Source organism: Bradyrhizobium sp. Ghvi (genome assembly GCF_900115265.1).
Classification (GTDB): Bacteria; Pseudomonadota; Alphaproteobacteria; order Rhizobiales; family Xanthobacteraceae; genus Bradyrhizobium.
Window position 1 is genome coordinate 386,762 of record NZ_FOVU01000001.1, and the last position, 14,981, is coordinate 401,742.

Sequence of the window (14,981 nt, forward strand, 5' to 3'; positions counted from 1 at the left end):
GTCACGGCGGTGTTTGGCTAACCCCCAGAGAAACTTGACCTAATCCCACCAGCTGGTAGATGCCGGCCGGCGTCACCCCGGCTGCCCGCAGTTCGCGCAGACCGGTTGCCCGGCTCGATTTGGACAGCTTCCGCCCCTCGCTGTCACGAATCAGGCGGTGATGGCGATAGGCGGGCTCGGGCAGCCCAAGCAGGGTTTGCAGCAGGCGATGAACCGAAGTGGCATGAAACAGGTCCTGGCCGCGCACGATCTCGCTCACGCACTGGAGCGCATCATCGACCACCACGGACAGATGGTAACTGGTCGGCGTCTCCTTGCGGGCCAGGATGACGTCGCCCCACGCCTCGGGTCGCGCGGCGACCGTGCCGCGCTCGCCCTCCGGGCCCTCGCCCAACTCGTTCCAGGTCAGGCCGGCGACGCGCCCGCACGCCGCTGTCATGTCGAGGCGCAACGCGTAAGGCGCGCCTGACGCGATCAGACGCTCGCGCTCGTCCGTGGAGAGTGATCGGGCGTTGCCGGGATAAAGAGGCGCACCGTCGGGATCGCGCGGCCACGGTCCCTCCGCCTCACGCGTCGAGACAAGCCTTGCGATCTCGGCGCGACTTTCAAAGGCGGGATAGATGAGCCCGAGCGAGGAAAGCTTTTCCAGCGCGGTGCGATAGTCGGCCAGATGCTCCGACTGTCGCCGCACCGGCGATTCCCAGCTGACCCCCAGCCAAGCGAGGTCCTCGTAGATCCCGGTCTCATATTCCGGACGGCAGCGCGTTGCATCGATGTCTTCGATTCGCAGCAACAGGCGCCCGCCGCTCTCTCGCGCGCGGCCGAAGTTCAGCAGCGCCGAATAAGCGTGGCCGAGATGCAGGTGGCCATTCGGGCTGGGGGCAAATCGGAAAACGGGTGGCATCATCAGATAGATCTCTTCATGGCCGGGCTCGTCCCGGCCATCCACGTTCTTCGATCACAGACTGATCGTGACAACGTCATGGACGAACACGATGACCAAGGCTCATGCTAGATATTGCCTTGGAGTTAGAAAGACGTGGATGGCCGGGTCAAGCCCGGCCATCGGAGAGAGTTGACCGAACTGCAATGACCATCCACCTCCAAACCCAATCCGACCTCGAGGAAGCGGTCCACACGCTGGTCAAGCGCGATCCGCGCCTCAAGCCCGTGCTGGAGATCGCGGGCATGCCGGCGCTGCGTCGGCGCGAGCCGGGCTTTGCGGGGCTCGCGCACATCGTCTGCGGGCAGCAGCTTTCGACCGCGAGCGCAGCGGCGATCTGGGGACGGCTGTCCGCGGCGTTCGATCCGTTCGACCATGAGGCGGTGCGCCGCGCCCGCACCGACCGGTTGGGTCGGCTCGGGCTGTCCGCGGCCAAGATCAAGACGCTAAAACATCTCGCGCGTGAGATCATTGCCGAGCGGCTGAATCTCGAGGTGCTCGCCGAAGAAGATGCCGACGCCGCGCATCACACGCTGATCTCGCTACCGGGCATCGGACCGTGGACGGCCGATGTCTATCTGTTGTTTTGCCTCGGCCATGGTGATGCCTGGCCCGCCGGCGATCTCGCCGTGCAGGAGGGCATCAAGATCGGTCTTGGCCTTCAGGCGCGGCCGACGGAAAAGCAGATGACGCCGCTCGCCGAGCCCTGGCGTCCGCTGCGGGGCGCCGCCGCACATCTGTGGTGGAGCTACTACCGCGCGGTCAAGAAACGCGAGGGCGTGCTCGCGGGATCAGTTTAACCCCGCAGCCTAACCCGGTCGGCGCGCGCACATTCGGCGACGAATTCGATGACGGCGCGCACCGCCGGCAGTTCAACGAGATCGGGATGCGCCAGCAGCCACAAGTCCGCCACGCTGGCGAGCTTGTGCGGGGCGACGCGCACGAGGTCGGAATAGGCTTCCGCAACAAAGCACGATAGCGCCGAGATTCCGATTCCGGCCCGGACCGCCGCCAGCATGTCGCCCTGGGACGAGCAGCGCATCACCACCCGGGCCTGCCGGGTGACCACATCGCTCCAGCGCGCCAATTGCACATTGGACTCCCGGTCGGCGAAACCGATGACGCTGTGCTCCTTCCAGTCGCCGCGCCGTTCCGGCAACGACCTGCCGGCAGCGTAGCTGCGCGAGGCATAAAATCCCGTGCCGAGCCGGCCGATCTTGCGTCCGACCAGATTCTCTTCGCCGCTGTCGAAAGGACGCAGCACGACATCCGCCTCGCGCCGCCGGACGCTCGCCGGAAACGGATGAGTGATGATCTCGAGCTGAATGTGGTCATGTGCTTGCAGGAAGGCGGGGAGGCGCGGCATCAACCAATGCGAGGCCAGCGTCGCGCCGACCGACAGCTTGATGGTGCCGCGCGCCTTGAGCCCTCCCGAGGCGACCGAAGTCTCGGCGCGGACCGCCGCGGCCGCCATCGCCTCGGCGTGCTCGCGAAGGGTCCGTCCTTCCGCCGTCAGCGCCAGACCATCGGCCGCGCGCGCCACCAATCGGGTGCCGAGTTGGGCCTCAAGCGCCGCGATCTTGCGGCTGACGGTTGGATGGCTGGTTCGCAGCCGTCGCGCGGCGGCGGTGAAGCTGCCGGTTTCGGCGACCGCGACGAAGGTTTTGCAAAGGTCCCAGTCCATCGTCCTGTTCAAACTTGAATAGTCATCCGTTCAATATTGAACGATCCGGGGGTACCGTCCAGCCCTTATGATGGTGGCAAATCGCGAATGGCGCGGCGGCAGCCGCCCGCGCGGCGAATAAAAAGGAAACGCCTTGCCGTCCGCCCCTCGGATGCGACCGCGTTTTCGAGGAGGACATGATGGCATTGCCCACTCTCTTGAGGAATTCGCTCGAGCTGCCCGTGGTCGGCTCGCCGCTGTTCATCGTCTCCGGCCCTGAGCTGGTGATCGCCCAGTGCAAGGCGGGCGTTGTCGGGTCGTTTCCGGCACTCAATGCCCGTCCGGTCGAGAAGCTCGACGAATGGCTGAGCCGGATCGAGAACGAGCTCGAGGAATATCGCGCGCTCAACCCGGGCAAGAAGGTCGCGCCTTACGCGGTCAACCAGATCTGCCATGCCTCCAATGATCGCCTGATGAAGGACATGGAGACCTGCGTGAAGCACCGGGTGCCTATCATCATCACCTCGCTACGGCCGCCGGCCGAGATCGTCGAGGCTGCGCATTCCTATGGCGGATTGGTGTTCCACGACGTCATCAACGTCAAGCACGCCCGCAAAGCCGCCGAACAGGGCGTCGATGGCCTGATTCTGGTCTGCGCCGGGGCTGGCGGACATGCCGGCGCGCTCTCGCCCTTCGCGCTGGTGCGCGAGGTCAAGCAATGGTTCAAGGGCACGATCCTGCTGTCGGGCGCGATCAGCGACGGCTTTGCCATCGCCTCGGCGCTGACTCTCGGCGCCGATCTCGCCTACATGGGCACGCGCTTCATCGCGACCAGGGAGGCCAATGCCGCCGATACCTACAAGTCCGCGCTGACGCAGCACGCCGCCCACGACATCGTCTACACCAACCTGTTCACAGGCGTGCATGGCAACTATCTCGGCCCGTCCATCGCCGCTGCCGGCCTTGATCCGGACAATCTGCCCGTCGCCGACAAGACCAAGATGAATTTCGGTTCCGGTGGCAACATGAAATCCAAAGCCTGGCGCGACATCTGGGGGTCGGGCCAGGGCATCGGCCAGATCACCGACGTGCCCGATGTCGCCGAATTGGTGGGGCGGATGAAGGCGGAGTTCGGTCAGGCCAGAGACGAATTCCTGATGCGCGCCAGCGCCTGACGTTTCGGATGAAATAGAAGACAAGAACGGGAGGACATCATGAAGTTGGCAACCGCACTGGTCGGCATGGCTCTGCTGACGCTCGCCGCACCGGGCGCTCATGCCGAAGGCAGCAACGAGATTCGGATCGGCCAGACGCTGCCCTATAGCGGTCCGGCTTCCGGCTTCGGCGCGATCGGAAGAACCCAGGAGGCGTTCTTCGAGAAGGTCAATGCCGAAGGCGGCATCAATGGCCGCAAGATCAAGTTCATCACGCTGGATGATTCCTATTCGCCGCCGAAGACGATCGAACAGACACGTAAGCTGGTCGAGCAAGACGAGGTGCTGATGATGTTCGGCTCGCTCGGCACCGCCACCAACAGTGCCGTCCAGCGCTACCTCAACAGCAAGAAGGTGCCGCAGCTGTTCGTGCTCTCCGGCGCCACGAAATGGGCCGATCCGCACAAATATCCTTGGACGATGCCGGGCATGGCCGCCTACGAGTCCGAAGGCGTAGTGTATGCCAAGCACGTGCTGCGGACCAAGCCCGACGCCAGAATCGCAATCCTGTCCCAAAACGACGATTTCGGCCGCGACTATGTCGCCGGATTCAAGCGCGCGCTCGGCGACAAGGCCGCGAGCATGATCGTCGCCGAGCAGACCTACGAGACCAGCGCGCCGACGATCAGCTCGCAGCTCTCGACGCTGAAGGCCTCCGGCGCGAACGTGCTGTTCGGCGTCGTGCTCGGCAAGTTCACCTCGCAACTGGTCAAGGGCGTCGCCGAGATCGGCTGGAAGCCCGAGCTGTTCTTCGTACCGACCTCGGCCTCGTCGATCTCGTTCCTGGAGCCGGCCGGGCTCGAAAATGCTGTCGGCCTGATCTCGTCGAGCAACCAGAAGGACACGATGGACCCGCAATGGGCCGACGATCCTGGCGTGAAGGAATATTTCGCCTTCATGAAGCAATATATGCCGAATGCGGATCTCTCCAACTCCAACTACGCTGCCGGTTACCATTACGCGACGCTGCTGATGGCAGTGCTGAGAGCCAGCAAGGACGACGTCAGCCGCGACAACATCATGCGGCAGGCGGCTTCGCTCAAGGATCTGAAGCTGCCGCTGCTGCTGCCGGGCATGAGCGTAACAACAGGCCCGGACGACTATCTACCGTTCCAGCAGCTTCAGCTCCGCCGCTTCAACGGCAAGAGCTGGGTCGGCTTCGGCGACGTGCTCGACGATCGGTAAAGCGGAAAGACGAGGACGCGCCATGATCATCAGCGGCGAACGCCGGATCGGCTATGACGAGATCCAGGCGCGCATCAGACGGGCGATGAGCGGCTTCCGCAATCTTGGTCTTGCCGAGGGTGCGCCGGTCGCCATGATGCTCCGCAACGACTTCGCTCTGTTCGAGGTGGTTGCAGCCTCCGCGGCGCTCGGCAGCCCGGTGGTGCCGATCAACTGGCATCTCAAGGCCGACGAGGTCCGCTACATCCTCGCCGACAGCGGCGCAAAGATTCTCGTCTGCCATGCCGATTTGCTGCCGCAGATCCGCGCCGGCATTTCCGAAGACGTCAAACTCCTCGTGGCCACGACGCCGCCCGAACTTGCGGCGACGTTCGAAGTTCATCCTGAGCTCGTCGAGGTCCCCCCGGGACTGACCGATTGGGACCACTGGCGCGACAGCTACCCGGAGAGCACGGAGCCGCCCCGGCGCGCTGCGGCGATGATCTACACGTCGGGGACCACCGGCATGCCCAAGGGCGTGCGGCGCATGCCGATGCAGCCCGAGCAGGCAGCCGCCTCCGAACGGGTCGGCGCGATCGCCTACGGCATCAAGCCGCGCGAGGACCAAGTCGTACTGATCAACGGGCCGATGTACCACTCGGCGCCGCACTCCTACGGCATGCTTGCGTTCCGCAGCTTCTGCACCATCATCCTCCAGCCGCGGTTCGACGCCGAGGAGCTGCTGGCGCTGATCGAGCGTTACCGTGTCACGCACATCCACATGGTGCCGACGATGTTCGTGCGCCTGCTCCGCTTGCCGCAGGCGGTGAGGCAACACTACGATCTCGCCTCGCTGCGCTTCGTCGTGCACGGCGCCGCGCCCTGCCCGCCCGAGGTCAAGCGCGCCATGATCGAATGGTGGGGGCCGGTCGTTCACGAATATTTTGGCTCGACGGAAACAGGAATCCCGGTGTGGCACTCCGCCGAGGAGGCACTGCAGAAACCCGGCACGGTCGGTCGCGCCATCGAAGGCGGTATCGTCAAGATCTTCCGCGAGGACGGCAGCCTCTGCGGTGCTGGCGAGGTCGGCGAGATCTACATGCGCCAGACCGCAGTGCCGGATTTCGACTACCACGGCAAGGCGCAGGCGCGTGCCGACGCGGGGCGCGACGGTCTCGTCAGCGTCGGGGACGTCGGCTATCTCGACGCGGACGGTTATCTGTTCCTGTGCGACCGCAAGCGCGATATGGTGATCTCGGGTGGCGTCAACATCTACCCCGCCGAGATCGAGAATGTGCTGATCGCGATGCCAGGGGTGCACGATTGTGCCGTATTCGGCATCCCCGACGCCGAATATGGCGAGCGGCTGTGCGCCTGCATCGAACCCGAAACCGGTGCGCAACTATCGGCCAGCGCGGTGCAGGCCTGGCTGCGAGACCGATTGGCCAATTTCAAGGTGCCGAAACAGATCCAGCTCATGGACGCCCTGCCGCGCGAACCGACTGGCAAAATCTTCAAGCGCAAGCTGCGCGATCCCTACTGGGCGGACGCAGGCTCGCGCGGCGCCCAGCCTGGCTGAACGGGCCCTGGGCCGGAGCGCCATTGTCCACCCGAGCAGCGCAACTTGCCTGATTTACTCGCGTCGGTCGCCTACATCTCCGAGGGGCTATTGCAACGCGCCGCGAGCACAAGTGCCCCCCCGGACGGCAAGCTGATGAAAAGCTGAGGCGAGTTCGGGAGTAAGATACCCAGCGCCGTGGTTCCGGGCCAGCCTCGTCTCGGCCGCGCGAGATCGCGGCGATTTGAGCGCTTTGCCACCTCGCCGCCGCATTGCTTGCGCCTGAATAAGTCGCTCAACGGGCTTCACAATCCCGTCACGCTGCATGTAGTATGTCAGGACATGCTGCTTCGCAGCGTATATTGGAGGCCGGGAGCGTTACTTGAACGCACATGTCTCGCAAGGCAGTTGGCCGGTGTTGGTGCTGAATGCGGACTTCCGGCCGCTGAGTTACTACCCACTGTCTCTGTGGTCGTGGCAGGACGCGATCAAGGCGGTGTTCCTCGACCGCGTCAACATCGTCGCTCACTACGATCAGGCGGTTCACAGTCCCACGCTGCAAATGCAGCTTCCGAGCGTGGTCTCGCTCAAATCCTTCGTCAAGCCGACCACCCACCCGGCCTTCACCCGGTTCAACGTCTTCCTGCGCGATCGTTTCGCCTGCCAATATTGCGGCTCGCCAGAAGATCTTACCTTCGATCACATCATTCCGCGCAGCAAAGGCGGCCAGACCACCTGGGAGAACGTGGTCGCGGCGTGCTCGCCCTGTAACCTGCGCAAAGGCAATCTCACGCCCGCACAAGCAAAAATGTTTCCGCGCCAGAACGCATTCGCGCCGACCGTGCACCAGCTCCATCGCAATGGTCGCCTCTTCCCGCCGAACTATCTGCACGACAGCTGGCTGGATTATCTCTACTGGGATACGGAGCTGGATCCGTAGCCGGGTAAGGACAGGCGCCGCGGCGCTGCCAAATCCTTATCGTTTCGTTACCGGACTTTAAGGTTCAATCCCCAATCTCGCCAGCAGATCGGCTGATCATGCCGCCCTGTAGAGATTAGCGAACCGATGCTCACCGCAACCTTGGAGCAGATCCAGGCCTCGCCTCGGAAACGGATGATCTATGTCTGCGTCATCCTCGTGCTGCTGGTGGCAATTCTCGGCTTGAAGACCTTTCGGTTCTTCGAAGGCGGTCTCTGGTACGGCAGCCAGACCGCCGACTTCGCCGCCTTCCACATTGTCGCGCGGCGGGTCTGGCTTGGCGATCTCGACCTAACTTACCGGTTCGCCTCGTTCGCGAAAATGCAGATGGAAGCGGCCGGCGGCCCGACCGGAATCATGCCGTGGACCTACCCGCCGCAATTCGACCTGCTGGTTGCCCCCCTCGCAGTCCTGCCGGGCTGGGCCGCCTATTTTCTCTTCACGGCGGTCACGCTGGCTGCCTACCTGGTGATGCTGCGCGCCGTTGCGGGACACAATCTCGCGCTCGTGCTTGTCCTGTTTTTCCCGGCCATCGCGATCACGATCGCTATCGGCCAGAACGGCCTTTTGACCGGCGCGCTGATCGCCCTCGTCTGCATCAACGCGGAACGGCGCCCGGTGCTATCAGGCCTTGCGCTCGGCTTCATGGTCATCAAGCCTCATCTGGCCATCGCAGCCGGCATCTACATGCTGCTGACACGCCGCTGGCCGGCGGTGCTGACGGCCGCGATCGTGGTGGCTGCAAGCTCGCTCGTCTGCACGCTCGCTTTCGGGCCGCAGATCTGGATCGCATGGCTCGGCAGCATCAGGGAGGCCGCAAGCTATCTGGAGGAAGGCCGCTATCAGCTGTTCCGGATGATCTCGGCCTATGCAGCCTTGTATAAGGCCGGTCTCCCTGCTGCCGGCGCGTTCTGGGGACAGATGGTCATGACAGCCCTCGCGCTCGTCGCCGTCGCACTCGCGATTGCGCGCGGACCCTCGCCCCGCTTCGCGCTCGGCGTCGTCGCGGTCGCCTCCGTGATGATCAGTCCCTACGCCTATGACTATGACCTGCCGATCGCGGGGATCGGCCTCGCGCTGCTCATTCCCGACCTCGCCAGCATGACGAGCCCGCGCGAACGCGGCGTCATCTACGCGCTCCTCCTGCTCGCCAACGCTTACGGGCTGTTGCAATCGGCGCGGCTGTCCGCGGAGAACGTCGATGCGAGCGCCCTGGCGCTCTACACCACGCCGGCTATCGGCGGCTTCGCCCTGATGCCGGTGCTCGCCATGCTGCTATGGGTTTTGCTGCGCGAGGCGAGGCCCGCGCCAGTCCGCCTGCACCGCGAGCCCGCGTAAGCTTCGCGCGCGCAGAGGTATCGCGGGGGACGGAACCGGATCGGCCGGTGCCCGTTCAGACTCGACGCGACGGCAAACGCCGCAGCGCAACCGAGGGAGGCTCGCGATGGCCACAGCCGAGAAGGACCATGTCTACAAGATCCTGGAACTGGTGGGATCGTCGGAGACCTCGATCGAGGACGCGATCAAGAACGCGGTCAGCCGCGCGTCCAAGACCGTCCGCGAGATGAAATGGTTCGAGGTGGTGCAAACGCGCGGCCACATCGAGAACGGCGCGGTGCGCCACTACCAGGTGACGTTGCGCGTCGGGTTCACACTGGAAGGCTGAGCCGGGCTTGCGCCCGGCAACGCCTGGGATATCACTCGGATCGCGGCCGGACGTCCCGGCCGGGCCGAGAGTGCTGCCGTGACCGATGAAATCAAGCTGGTCCTTTTCGACATGGATAATGTCCTCTGCGACTATGACAGGGGAAAGCGCGTCGCGCGCCTGGCGCAGCTAGCCGGCTCGACCGACGAATTCGTTCATCAGGCGATCTGGGACAGCGGTTTCGAGCTGCTCGGCGACTCCGGCACGCTCGATGCCTTCGACTACCTGCGCGGCTTCGGCGAGCGGATCGGCTATCCTCTGTCGCTTGAGGAATGGGTGGAGGCGCGGAGCTGCTCAATGCAGGCCGATCGCGCGATGCTGGAGATTGTCGAGCAGCTGCGCCAGACCGTCGATGTTGCGATCCTGACCAACAACACCACGCTGGTGGCCGATCACATCGATACGCTGTTTCCGGAATTGCGGCCGCTGTTCGGCGCCAAGATCTACGCCTCGGCTCAATTCAAGACGGCCAAGCCCGATCCGCGCTGCTACCACCTCTGCCTGTCCGCGCTGAGGGCCGCCCCCGAGACTGTCCTGTTTGTCGACGACCTCGCAACAAATGTCGACGGCGCTCGTGAAGCCGGCCTCTTCGGCCACCGCTACACGTCCGTGACGGCCTTCAGGCAGGCCCTTTCGGAGCACGGCCTGCTTCGCGAACGGTGAGCGCGTTCGGCGTCAGGCCAGTTCGACGCCGCGGCGCTCCGGGATCAGCACGAGCAGTGCCACGATGTCGATCAGGTAGAGCAACGCAAGCCCTGCGATCGCGGTCGGAAAGCCGTAGGCTGCGCTGACGATGCCGACCACCAGCGGACCGAATCCGGCGACCGCCCGCCCGATGTTGAAGAACACGTTCTGCGCGGTGGCGCGCGCGGTGGTCGGATAAAGTTCGCTCATCAGCGCGCCGTAGCCGCCGAGCATGCCGTTGACGAAGAAGCCCATCACGGCGCCGCCGACCAGCAGCGCGCCGGCGGTCGTCAGCTGCGAATAGACCACCACCATGACGGCCGCGCCCAGCATATAGGTCAGGAACGCCGCGCGGCGGCCAAAACGATCGGCCGCATGGCCGAACAGGAAGATGCCGAGCGCCATGCCGGCAATGGTGACTGACGTCCAGACCGCCGATTGCGTCAGGCCATAGCCGAACCGCGTCGAGAGATAATTCGGCAGCCAGATCATGATGCCGTAATAGCCGAAATTCTGCACCGAGCAGAGGATGATCATCCCGATGCCGATCCTGGTCGTCTCGGCATCGGCTACGAGCGCACGAAGCGACGAGCCGGTATCCGCCGCCTTCGCCTTGTGCGCGATGAAAACGTCAGGCTCGTGCAGCTTGCGCCGGATCACGTAGGCGATCACCGCCGGAAACACGCCGAGCGCAAACATGCCGCGCCAGCCGATGATCGGCAGCAGCACCGGCGTCACCAGCGCCGCCGTGAGCACACCGAACTGCCAACCAAGCCCGACATAGGACGTTGCCCGCGCACGCTTGGCAGCAGGCCAAGCCTCGGCCACCAGTGCCATGCCGATGCCGAATTCACCGCCGAGACCGATGCCGGCGATGGCCCGGTAGGTCAGCAGGTCCCAATAGCCCTGGGCCAACGCGCACAGGCCGGTGAAGACCGCGAACAGCACGATGCTCCAGGTCAGAACCCGGACCCGGCCAAGCCGGTCCGACAGCATGCCGAAGACAAAGCCGCCGACCACAGCGCCGACCAGCGTCCCCGTCACCAGCGAGGCCGCCTGTGGCTGCGTGAGATGGAGGTCTTTCGAAATCGCCGTCAGCATGAAGCCGAGGATGAGAAGGTCGAACCCGTCCATGGCGTAGCCGAGCGCCGATCCCCACAGCGCGCGGCGCGCCGCCGCGTCGCGGTCCGTCCGGGCAATATCAATCGCGCCCAGAGTTGCGTCCTGTACCTGGCTCATGCGCCCCCCCTTTCGCTGGCTTAGGCCAGATGGCATGCCACGAAATGCCCGCCCGCGCCTTCCTTCAGTTCCGGCGCGGCTTCGGCGCAGCGCGGCTGGGCGATCGGGCAACGGGTGTGGAAGTGACAGCCTGACGGCGGCTTCATCGGGCTCGGCACGTCGCCCTTGAGGCGGATGCGATTGCGCTTGAGCTTGGGATCCGGCACCGGCACCGCAGAGAGCAGCGCCTTGGTGTAGGGATGCTGTGGATTGCGATAGAGGTCGCTCGCCTTCGCAAGCTCGACGATGCGGCCGAGATACATCACCGCAACGCGATCCGAGATGTGCTCGACCACGGAGAGGTCGTGCGCGACGAACAGATAGGTGAGGTTCAGTTCGGCCTGGAGATCTTCCAGGAGGTTGATGACCTGCGCCTGGATCGAGACGTCGAGCGCAGACACCGGCTCGTCGCAGACGATCAGCTTGGGCTCGACCGCGAGCGCCCGCGCGATCACGATGCGCTGACGCTGGCCGCCGGAGAATTCGTGCGGATAGCGCCGCATATGCTCGGCCTTGAGGCCGACCTTGACCAGCAATCCCGCGACGCGCTCCTCGCGCTCCCTGGCGTTGGAGGCGAGATTGTGGATGGTGAAAGCTTCGCCGAGAATGGAGCCGACGGTCATGCGCGGATTGAGAGATGCGAACGGATCCTGGAACACGAGCTGCATGTTCCGCCGCATCGCGCGCAGATCGTTGCCGCCGAGCTTGCGCACGTCCTGGCCGTCGAACACGACCTCGCCGTCGGTCGGCTCGATCAGGCGCAGTACGCAGCGCCCCGTCGTCGACTTGCCGCAACCGGATTCGCCGACCAGACCGAGCGTCTCACCGCGATTGACCGAGAATGACACGCCGTCGACTGCGTAGACGCTGCCGACCTGGCGCGACAGCAGGCCGCCGAGCACGGGGAAATATTTCTTGAGGCCGCCGACGCGGAGCAAGGGCTCGCTCATGCCGCACCTCCCACTTGCGCATCGCCGAGATGACAGGCCATGCGATGGCCGGGCGCGATCTCCCGCAGCCGCGGCTCCTTTTCGATGCAGACGTTCATGGCGAACTTGCAGCGCGGCGCGAAGCGGCAGCCGACCGGCGGATTGATCAGGATCGGCACCGAGCCGCCGATCGCCTCGAGCCGCGTCTTGTGCTCGCTGTCGAGATCGATACGCGGAATCGAACGGATCAGGCCCTGCGTATAGGGATGGCGCGGATCGGCGAAAAGGGCGTCGACGCCGGCCTCCTCCACCACCTTGCCGGCATACATCACGACGACACGCTGAGCCGTTTCGGCGACGACGCCCATGGCATGGGTGATCAGCATCACCGCCATGCCGAAGCGCTCCTTCATGTCCTGGAGCAGGTCGAGGATCTGCGCCTGGATGGTGACGTCGAGCGCGGTGGTCGGCTCGTCGGCGATGACGAGCTTGGGCCTGCAGGCGAGCGCCATCGCGATCATCACGCGCTGGCGCATGCCGCCGGAGAACTGGTGCGGGTAATGGTGGACGCGGCCTTCGGCGTTCGGGATCTGCACCAGCTTCAACATCTCGATGGTGCGCTCGAGCGCCTGCTTCTTGGTCACGGCCTCGTGCCGGCGCAGGCTCTCGGCGATCTGCTCGCCGATGGTGAGCACCGGGTTGAGCGAGGTCATCGGCTCCTGGAAAATGAAGCCGATCTCCTTGGCCCTGATCTCGTCGAGCTGGTTGCTCGTCAGCGGCACCAGATCGCGGCCCTCGAAGATGATTTCGCCGGCCGCGATGCGGCCCGGCGGCATCGCGATCAGCTTCAGGATCGACATTGCGGTGACGGTCTTGCCGCAGCCGGATTCGCCGACGACGCAGAGCGTCTCGCCCTTGTTGATGGTGATGTCGACGCCGTCGACGGCTTGCAGGATGCCGTCGTCGGTGGAGAAGTGGGTCTTCAGTCCCTTGATCTCGAGCAGCGGCGCCATCAGATCACCCGTCGCGCATCGAGCGCGTCACGCAGACCGTCGCCGATGAAGTTGATGGCAACCACCGCGATGAAGATCGCGCCGCCCGGGAACAGCGCCCAGTGCGGGCCGATGTCGAGAAAGTCCTTGGCGTCGAACAGCAGGCGGCCCCAGGTCGGGGTATCAGGCGGAAAGCCGAGACCGAGGAAGGACAGCGTGGATTCCGCGATGATCGCGGCGGCGACGTCGATGGTGCCGGCGATGATCACCGGGCCGAGCGCATTCGGCAGAATGTGCTTCACCACCTGTCGCACCGGGCTAGCGCCGAGCGCACGCGCAGCCTCGACGAATTCCTTCTCGCGGATCGACAGGAACTGGGCGCGGACGAGACGCGCGACCGGCATCCAGCGCAGCCCGCCGATCACGAGCACGATCAGGATGAAGATGCCGCCTTCCGGTCCGAACACCTGCTTCAGCCCGTCGCGGAAGAGATAGATCAGCAGCAGCAGCAGCGGCAGTTGCGGCAGCGACAGAAATAGATCGGTGAGCCACATCAATCCGTGCCCGAGCGCGCCGCGCGACATGCCGGCGAGCGCGCCGATCAGCGTGCCGATGAACACCGAAACCAGCATTGCAGCCAGTCCGACCGCGAGCGAGATGCGCCCGCCATAGATCATGCGCGCCAGGATGTCCTGACCGAGATCGTCGGTGCCGAAGGGATGGGCGAGCGACGGCCCTTGCAAGCCTGCCACGATGTCGATGTCGTTGATCTTGACGCGCCAGATGAAGGGACCGACCACCACCGCCAGAATCAGAACGAGCAGCAGGAAGGTGCTGACGACGGCGAGCCTGTGGCGACTGTAACGCCGCCACGTCTCGCGCCAGGGCGAGTAGACGCCCCGCTCAGCGGAGGGAGATGCGAGGGTCAAGCCAGCCATAAAGGACGTCCGCGATGAGATTGAACAGCACGACGAGGCACGCGAAGACGAAGGTGACGGCCATCACCACCGGCGTGTCGTTGGAAAGGATGGAGGAGATCAGGAGCGAGCCGATGCCGGGAATGCGGAAGATCTGCTCGGTGACGATGGCGCCACCGAACACCGCCGGCATCTGCAGCGCGATCAGCGTGACGACGGGGATCATGGCGTTGCGCATCACGTGCTTGACGATGACCTTGGCCTGGCCGAGGCCCTTGGCACGCGCGGTCGTGACGTAGTCGAGCCTGATGACGTCGAGCATCGCCGAGCGCACGAAGCGCGTCATCGAGGCCGCCTGGAATAGGCCGAGCACCGCCACCGGCATGATCGCCTGGCGGATCATCTCGAGCACCCAGTGGATGCCGGTCGCCTTGATGTCGGTGGAATAGACGAAAGGCAGCCAGTCCAGCGTGACCGAGAAGATCAGGATGAACAGGATGCCGGTGAAGAAGGTCGGCAGCGAGAAGCCGACGAAGGCGAGCGTGTTCGCGATCTGGTCGAACAGCGAATAGGGCTTCGTTGCCGCATAGACGCCGACGGGGATCGCGATCAGCAGCGCCAGGATCTGCGCCGAGCCGATCACATAGAGCGTGGCCGGCAGGCGCTGCAGGATGAGCGTGTCGACATCCATCCGGCTGACGAAGGAGAAGCCCCAGTCGCCATGCGCCATGGCGTTGAGCCAGTGCAGGTAGCGAAGGTAGATCGGATCGTCGAGGCCGAACTTCGCCCGAAGCGCGGCTTGCACTTCGGGCGGGACGTTCGGATTGGTCGCGAGTTCAGAGAAGGGGTCGCCTGGCGCAAGCGCCAGGACGACGAACAGGACAAGCGAAATCGCCAGCAGGCTCGGAACGGCAATCAGAAGGCGGCGCAGGACATACTGGCTCATCGCGGAGAA

General features: G+C 64.6%; 15 protein-coding genes. 8 read left to right on the plus strand and 7 right to left on the minus strand.

What is annotated here, in order from left to right; all coding sequences use genetic code 11:
* Window position 1 precedes the first annotated feature (1 nt).
* A complete protein-coding gene (gene gluQRS / locus BM374_RS01840; RefSeq protein ID WP_177248136.1) occupies window positions 2-904 on the minus strand; it encodes a tRNA glutamyl-Q(34) synthetase GluQRS in 903 nt (300 codons plus the stop codon).
* 185 nt (window positions 905-1,089) lie between these two features.
* On the opposite strand from gluQRS, the gene BM374_RS01845 reads away from it, so the two are divergent.
* The gene (locus BM374_RS01845; RefSeq protein WP_092288877.1) at window positions 1,090-1,743 is read left to right on the plus strand and encodes a DNA-3-methyladenine glycosylase family protein; all 654 of its coding nucleotides are present in this window, start codon (window positions 1,090-1,092) and stop codon (window positions 1,741-1,743) included.
* Here BM374_RS01845 and BM374_RS01850 read toward each other — a convergent pair.
* On the minus strand, window positions 1,740-2,627 hold the full coding sequence (locus BM374_RS01850; RefSeq protein WP_092288878.1) for a LysR family transcriptional regulator: 888 nt from the start codon (window positions 2,625-2,627) through the stop codon (window positions 1,740-1,742). The two genes, BM374_RS01845 and BM374_RS01850, sit on opposite strands and share 4 nt — an antisense overlap.
* A gap of 179 nt (window positions 2,628-2,806) precedes the next feature.
* On the opposite strand from BM374_RS01850, the gene BM374_RS01855 reads away from it, so the two are divergent.
* The 7 genes from BM374_RS01855 (at window position 2,807) to BM374_RS01885 (ending at window position 9,889) form a co-directional block, all read left to right on the plus strand.
* Window positions 2,807-3,781: an NAD(P)H-dependent flavin oxidoreductase gene (locus BM374_RS01855; RefSeq protein ID WP_092290125.1), complete on the plus strand. Its 975-nt coding sequence runs from the start codon at window positions 2,807-2,809 to the stop codon at window positions 3,779-3,781.
* Window positions 3,782-3,820: 39 nt separating this feature from the next.
* Window positions 3,821-5,005, plus strand: a complete 1,185-nt coding sequence (locus tag BM374_RS01860) for an ABC transporter substrate-binding protein (RefSeq protein ID WP_092288879.1) — start codon at window positions 3,821-3,823, stop codon at window positions 5,003-5,005.
* Complete coding sequence (locus BM374_RS01865) at window positions 4,998-6,563, plus strand: acyl-CoA synthetase (protein ID WP_349509984.1); 1,566 nt, start codon at window positions 4,998-5,000, stop codon at window positions 6,561-6,563. Before BM374_RS01860 ends, BM374_RS01865 begins: the two co-directional genes overlap by 8 nt.
* A gap of 361 nt (window positions 6,564-6,924) precedes the next feature.
* Complete coding sequence (locus tag BM374_RS01870) at window positions 6,925-7,482, plus strand: HNH endonuclease (protein WP_028134115.1); 558 nt, start codon at window positions 6,925-6,927, stop codon at window positions 7,480-7,482.
* Between the two features lie 126 nt (window positions 7,483-7,608).
* Complete coding sequence (locus tag BM374_RS01875) at window positions 7,609-8,859, plus strand: glycosyltransferase family 87 protein (protein WP_092288881.1); 1,251 nt, start codon at window positions 7,609-7,611, stop codon at window positions 8,857-8,859.
* A gap of 106 nt (window positions 8,860-8,965) precedes the next feature.
* Complete coding sequence (locus BM374_RS01880) at window positions 8,966-9,187, plus strand: dodecin (protein WP_092288882.1); 222 nt, start codon at window positions 8,966-8,968, stop codon at window positions 9,185-9,187.
* Window positions 9,188-9,265: 78 nt separating this feature from the next.
* Window positions 9,266-9,889 (plus strand): HAD family hydrolase, encoded by a 624-nt coding sequence (locus BM374_RS01885; RefSeq protein ID WP_349509981.1) that lies wholly within the window; start codon window positions 9,266-9,268, stop codon window positions 9,887-9,889.
* A 12-nt stretch (window positions 9,890-9,901) separates the two neighbouring features.
* Here the strand turns inward: BM374_RS01885 and BM374_RS01890 are convergent, their stop codons facing one another.
* Genes BM374_RS01890 through BM374_RS01910 form a run of 5 tightly spaced genes read right to left on the minus strand, consistent with a single transcriptional unit; the run spans window position 9,902 to window position 14,972 of the window.
* A complete protein-coding gene (locus tag BM374_RS01890; protein ID WP_092288883.1) occupies window positions 9,902-11,149 on the minus strand; it encodes an MFS transporter in 1,248 nt (415 codons plus the stop codon).
* 20 nt (window positions 11,150-11,169) lie between these two features.
* Window positions 11,170-12,138 carry an ABC transporter ATP-binding protein gene (locus tag BM374_RS01895; RefSeq protein WP_092288884.1) on the minus strand — a complete coding sequence of 323 codons (969 nt, stop codon included), beginning with the start codon at window positions 12,136-12,138 and terminating at the stop codon, window positions 11,170-11,172.
* Window positions 12,135-13,130 carry an ABC transporter ATP-binding protein gene (locus tag BM374_RS01900; RefSeq protein WP_092288885.1) on the minus strand — a complete coding sequence of 332 codons (996 nt, stop codon included), beginning with the start codon at window positions 13,128-13,130 and terminating at the stop codon, window positions 12,135-12,137. Before BM374_RS01900 ends, BM374_RS01895 begins: the two co-directional genes overlap by 4 nt.
* The gene (locus BM374_RS01905) at window positions 13,130-14,047 is read right to left on the minus strand and encodes an ABC transporter permease (protein WP_092288886.1); all 918 of its coding nucleotides are present in this window, start codon (window positions 14,045-14,047) and stop codon (window positions 13,130-13,132) included. Before BM374_RS01905 ends, BM374_RS01900 begins: the two co-directional genes overlap by 1 nt.
* Window positions 14,013-14,972, minus strand: a complete 960-nt coding sequence (locus BM374_RS01910) for an ABC transporter permease (protein WP_092288887.1) — start codon at window positions 14,970-14,972, stop codon at window positions 14,013-14,015. The genes BM374_RS01905 and BM374_RS01910 overlap by 35 nt, the downstream gene beginning before the upstream one ends.
* Between the last annotated feature and the right edge of the window lie 9 nt (window positions 14,973-14,981).

Excerpts from the sequence above, each read along its gene's own strand:
- BM374_RS01880 (WP_092288882.1), top strand. The coding sequence starts at position 8,966 with ATGGCCACAGCCGAGAAGGACCATGTCTACAAGATCCTGGAACTGGTG.
- BM374_RS01855 (WP_092290125.1), top strand. The coding sequence starts at position 2,807 with ATGGCATTGCCCACTCTCTTGAGGAATTCGCTCGAGCTGCCCGTGGTC.
- BM374_RS01905 (WP_092288886.1), bottom strand. The coding sequence starts at position 14,047 with ATGGCTGGCTTGACCCTCGCATCTCCCTCCGCTGAGCGGGGCGTCTAC.
- BM374_RS01845 (WP_092288877.1), top strand. The coding sequence starts at position 1,090 with ATGACCATCCACCTCCAAACCCAATCCGACCTCGAGGAAGCGGTCCAC.
- gluQRS (WP_177248136.1), bottom strand. The coding sequence starts at position 904 with ATGCCACCCGTTTTCCGATTTGCCCCCAGCCCGAATGGCCACCTGCAT.
- BM374_RS01875 (WP_092288881.1), top strand. The coding sequence starts at position 7,609 with ATGCTCACCGCAACCTTGGAGCAGATCCAGGCCTCGCCTCGGAAACGG.
- BM374_RS01910 (WP_092288887.1), bottom strand. The coding sequence starts at position 14,972 with ATGAGCCAGTATGTCCTGCGCCGCCTTCTGATTGCCGTTCCGAGCCTG.
- BM374_RS01850 (WP_092288878.1), bottom strand. The coding sequence starts at position 2,627 with ATGGACTGGGACCTTTGCAAAACCTTCGTCGCGGTCGCCGAAACCGGC.
- BM374_RS01860 (WP_092288879.1), top strand. The coding sequence starts at position 3,821 with ATGAAGTTGGCAACCGCACTGGTCGGCATGGCTCTGCTGACGCTCGCC.
- BM374_RS01890 (WP_092288883.1), bottom strand. The coding sequence starts at position 11,149 with ATGAGCCAGGTACAGGACGCAACTCTGGGCGCGATTGATATTGCCCGG.
- BM374_RS01895 (WP_092288884.1), bottom strand. The coding sequence starts at position 12,138 with ATGAGCGAGCCCTTGCTCCGCGTCGGCGGCCTCAAGAAATATTTCCCC.
- BM374_RS01900 (WP_092288885.1), bottom strand. The coding sequence starts at position 13,130 with ATGGCGCCGCTGCTCGAGATCAAGGGACTGAAGACCCACTTCTCCACC.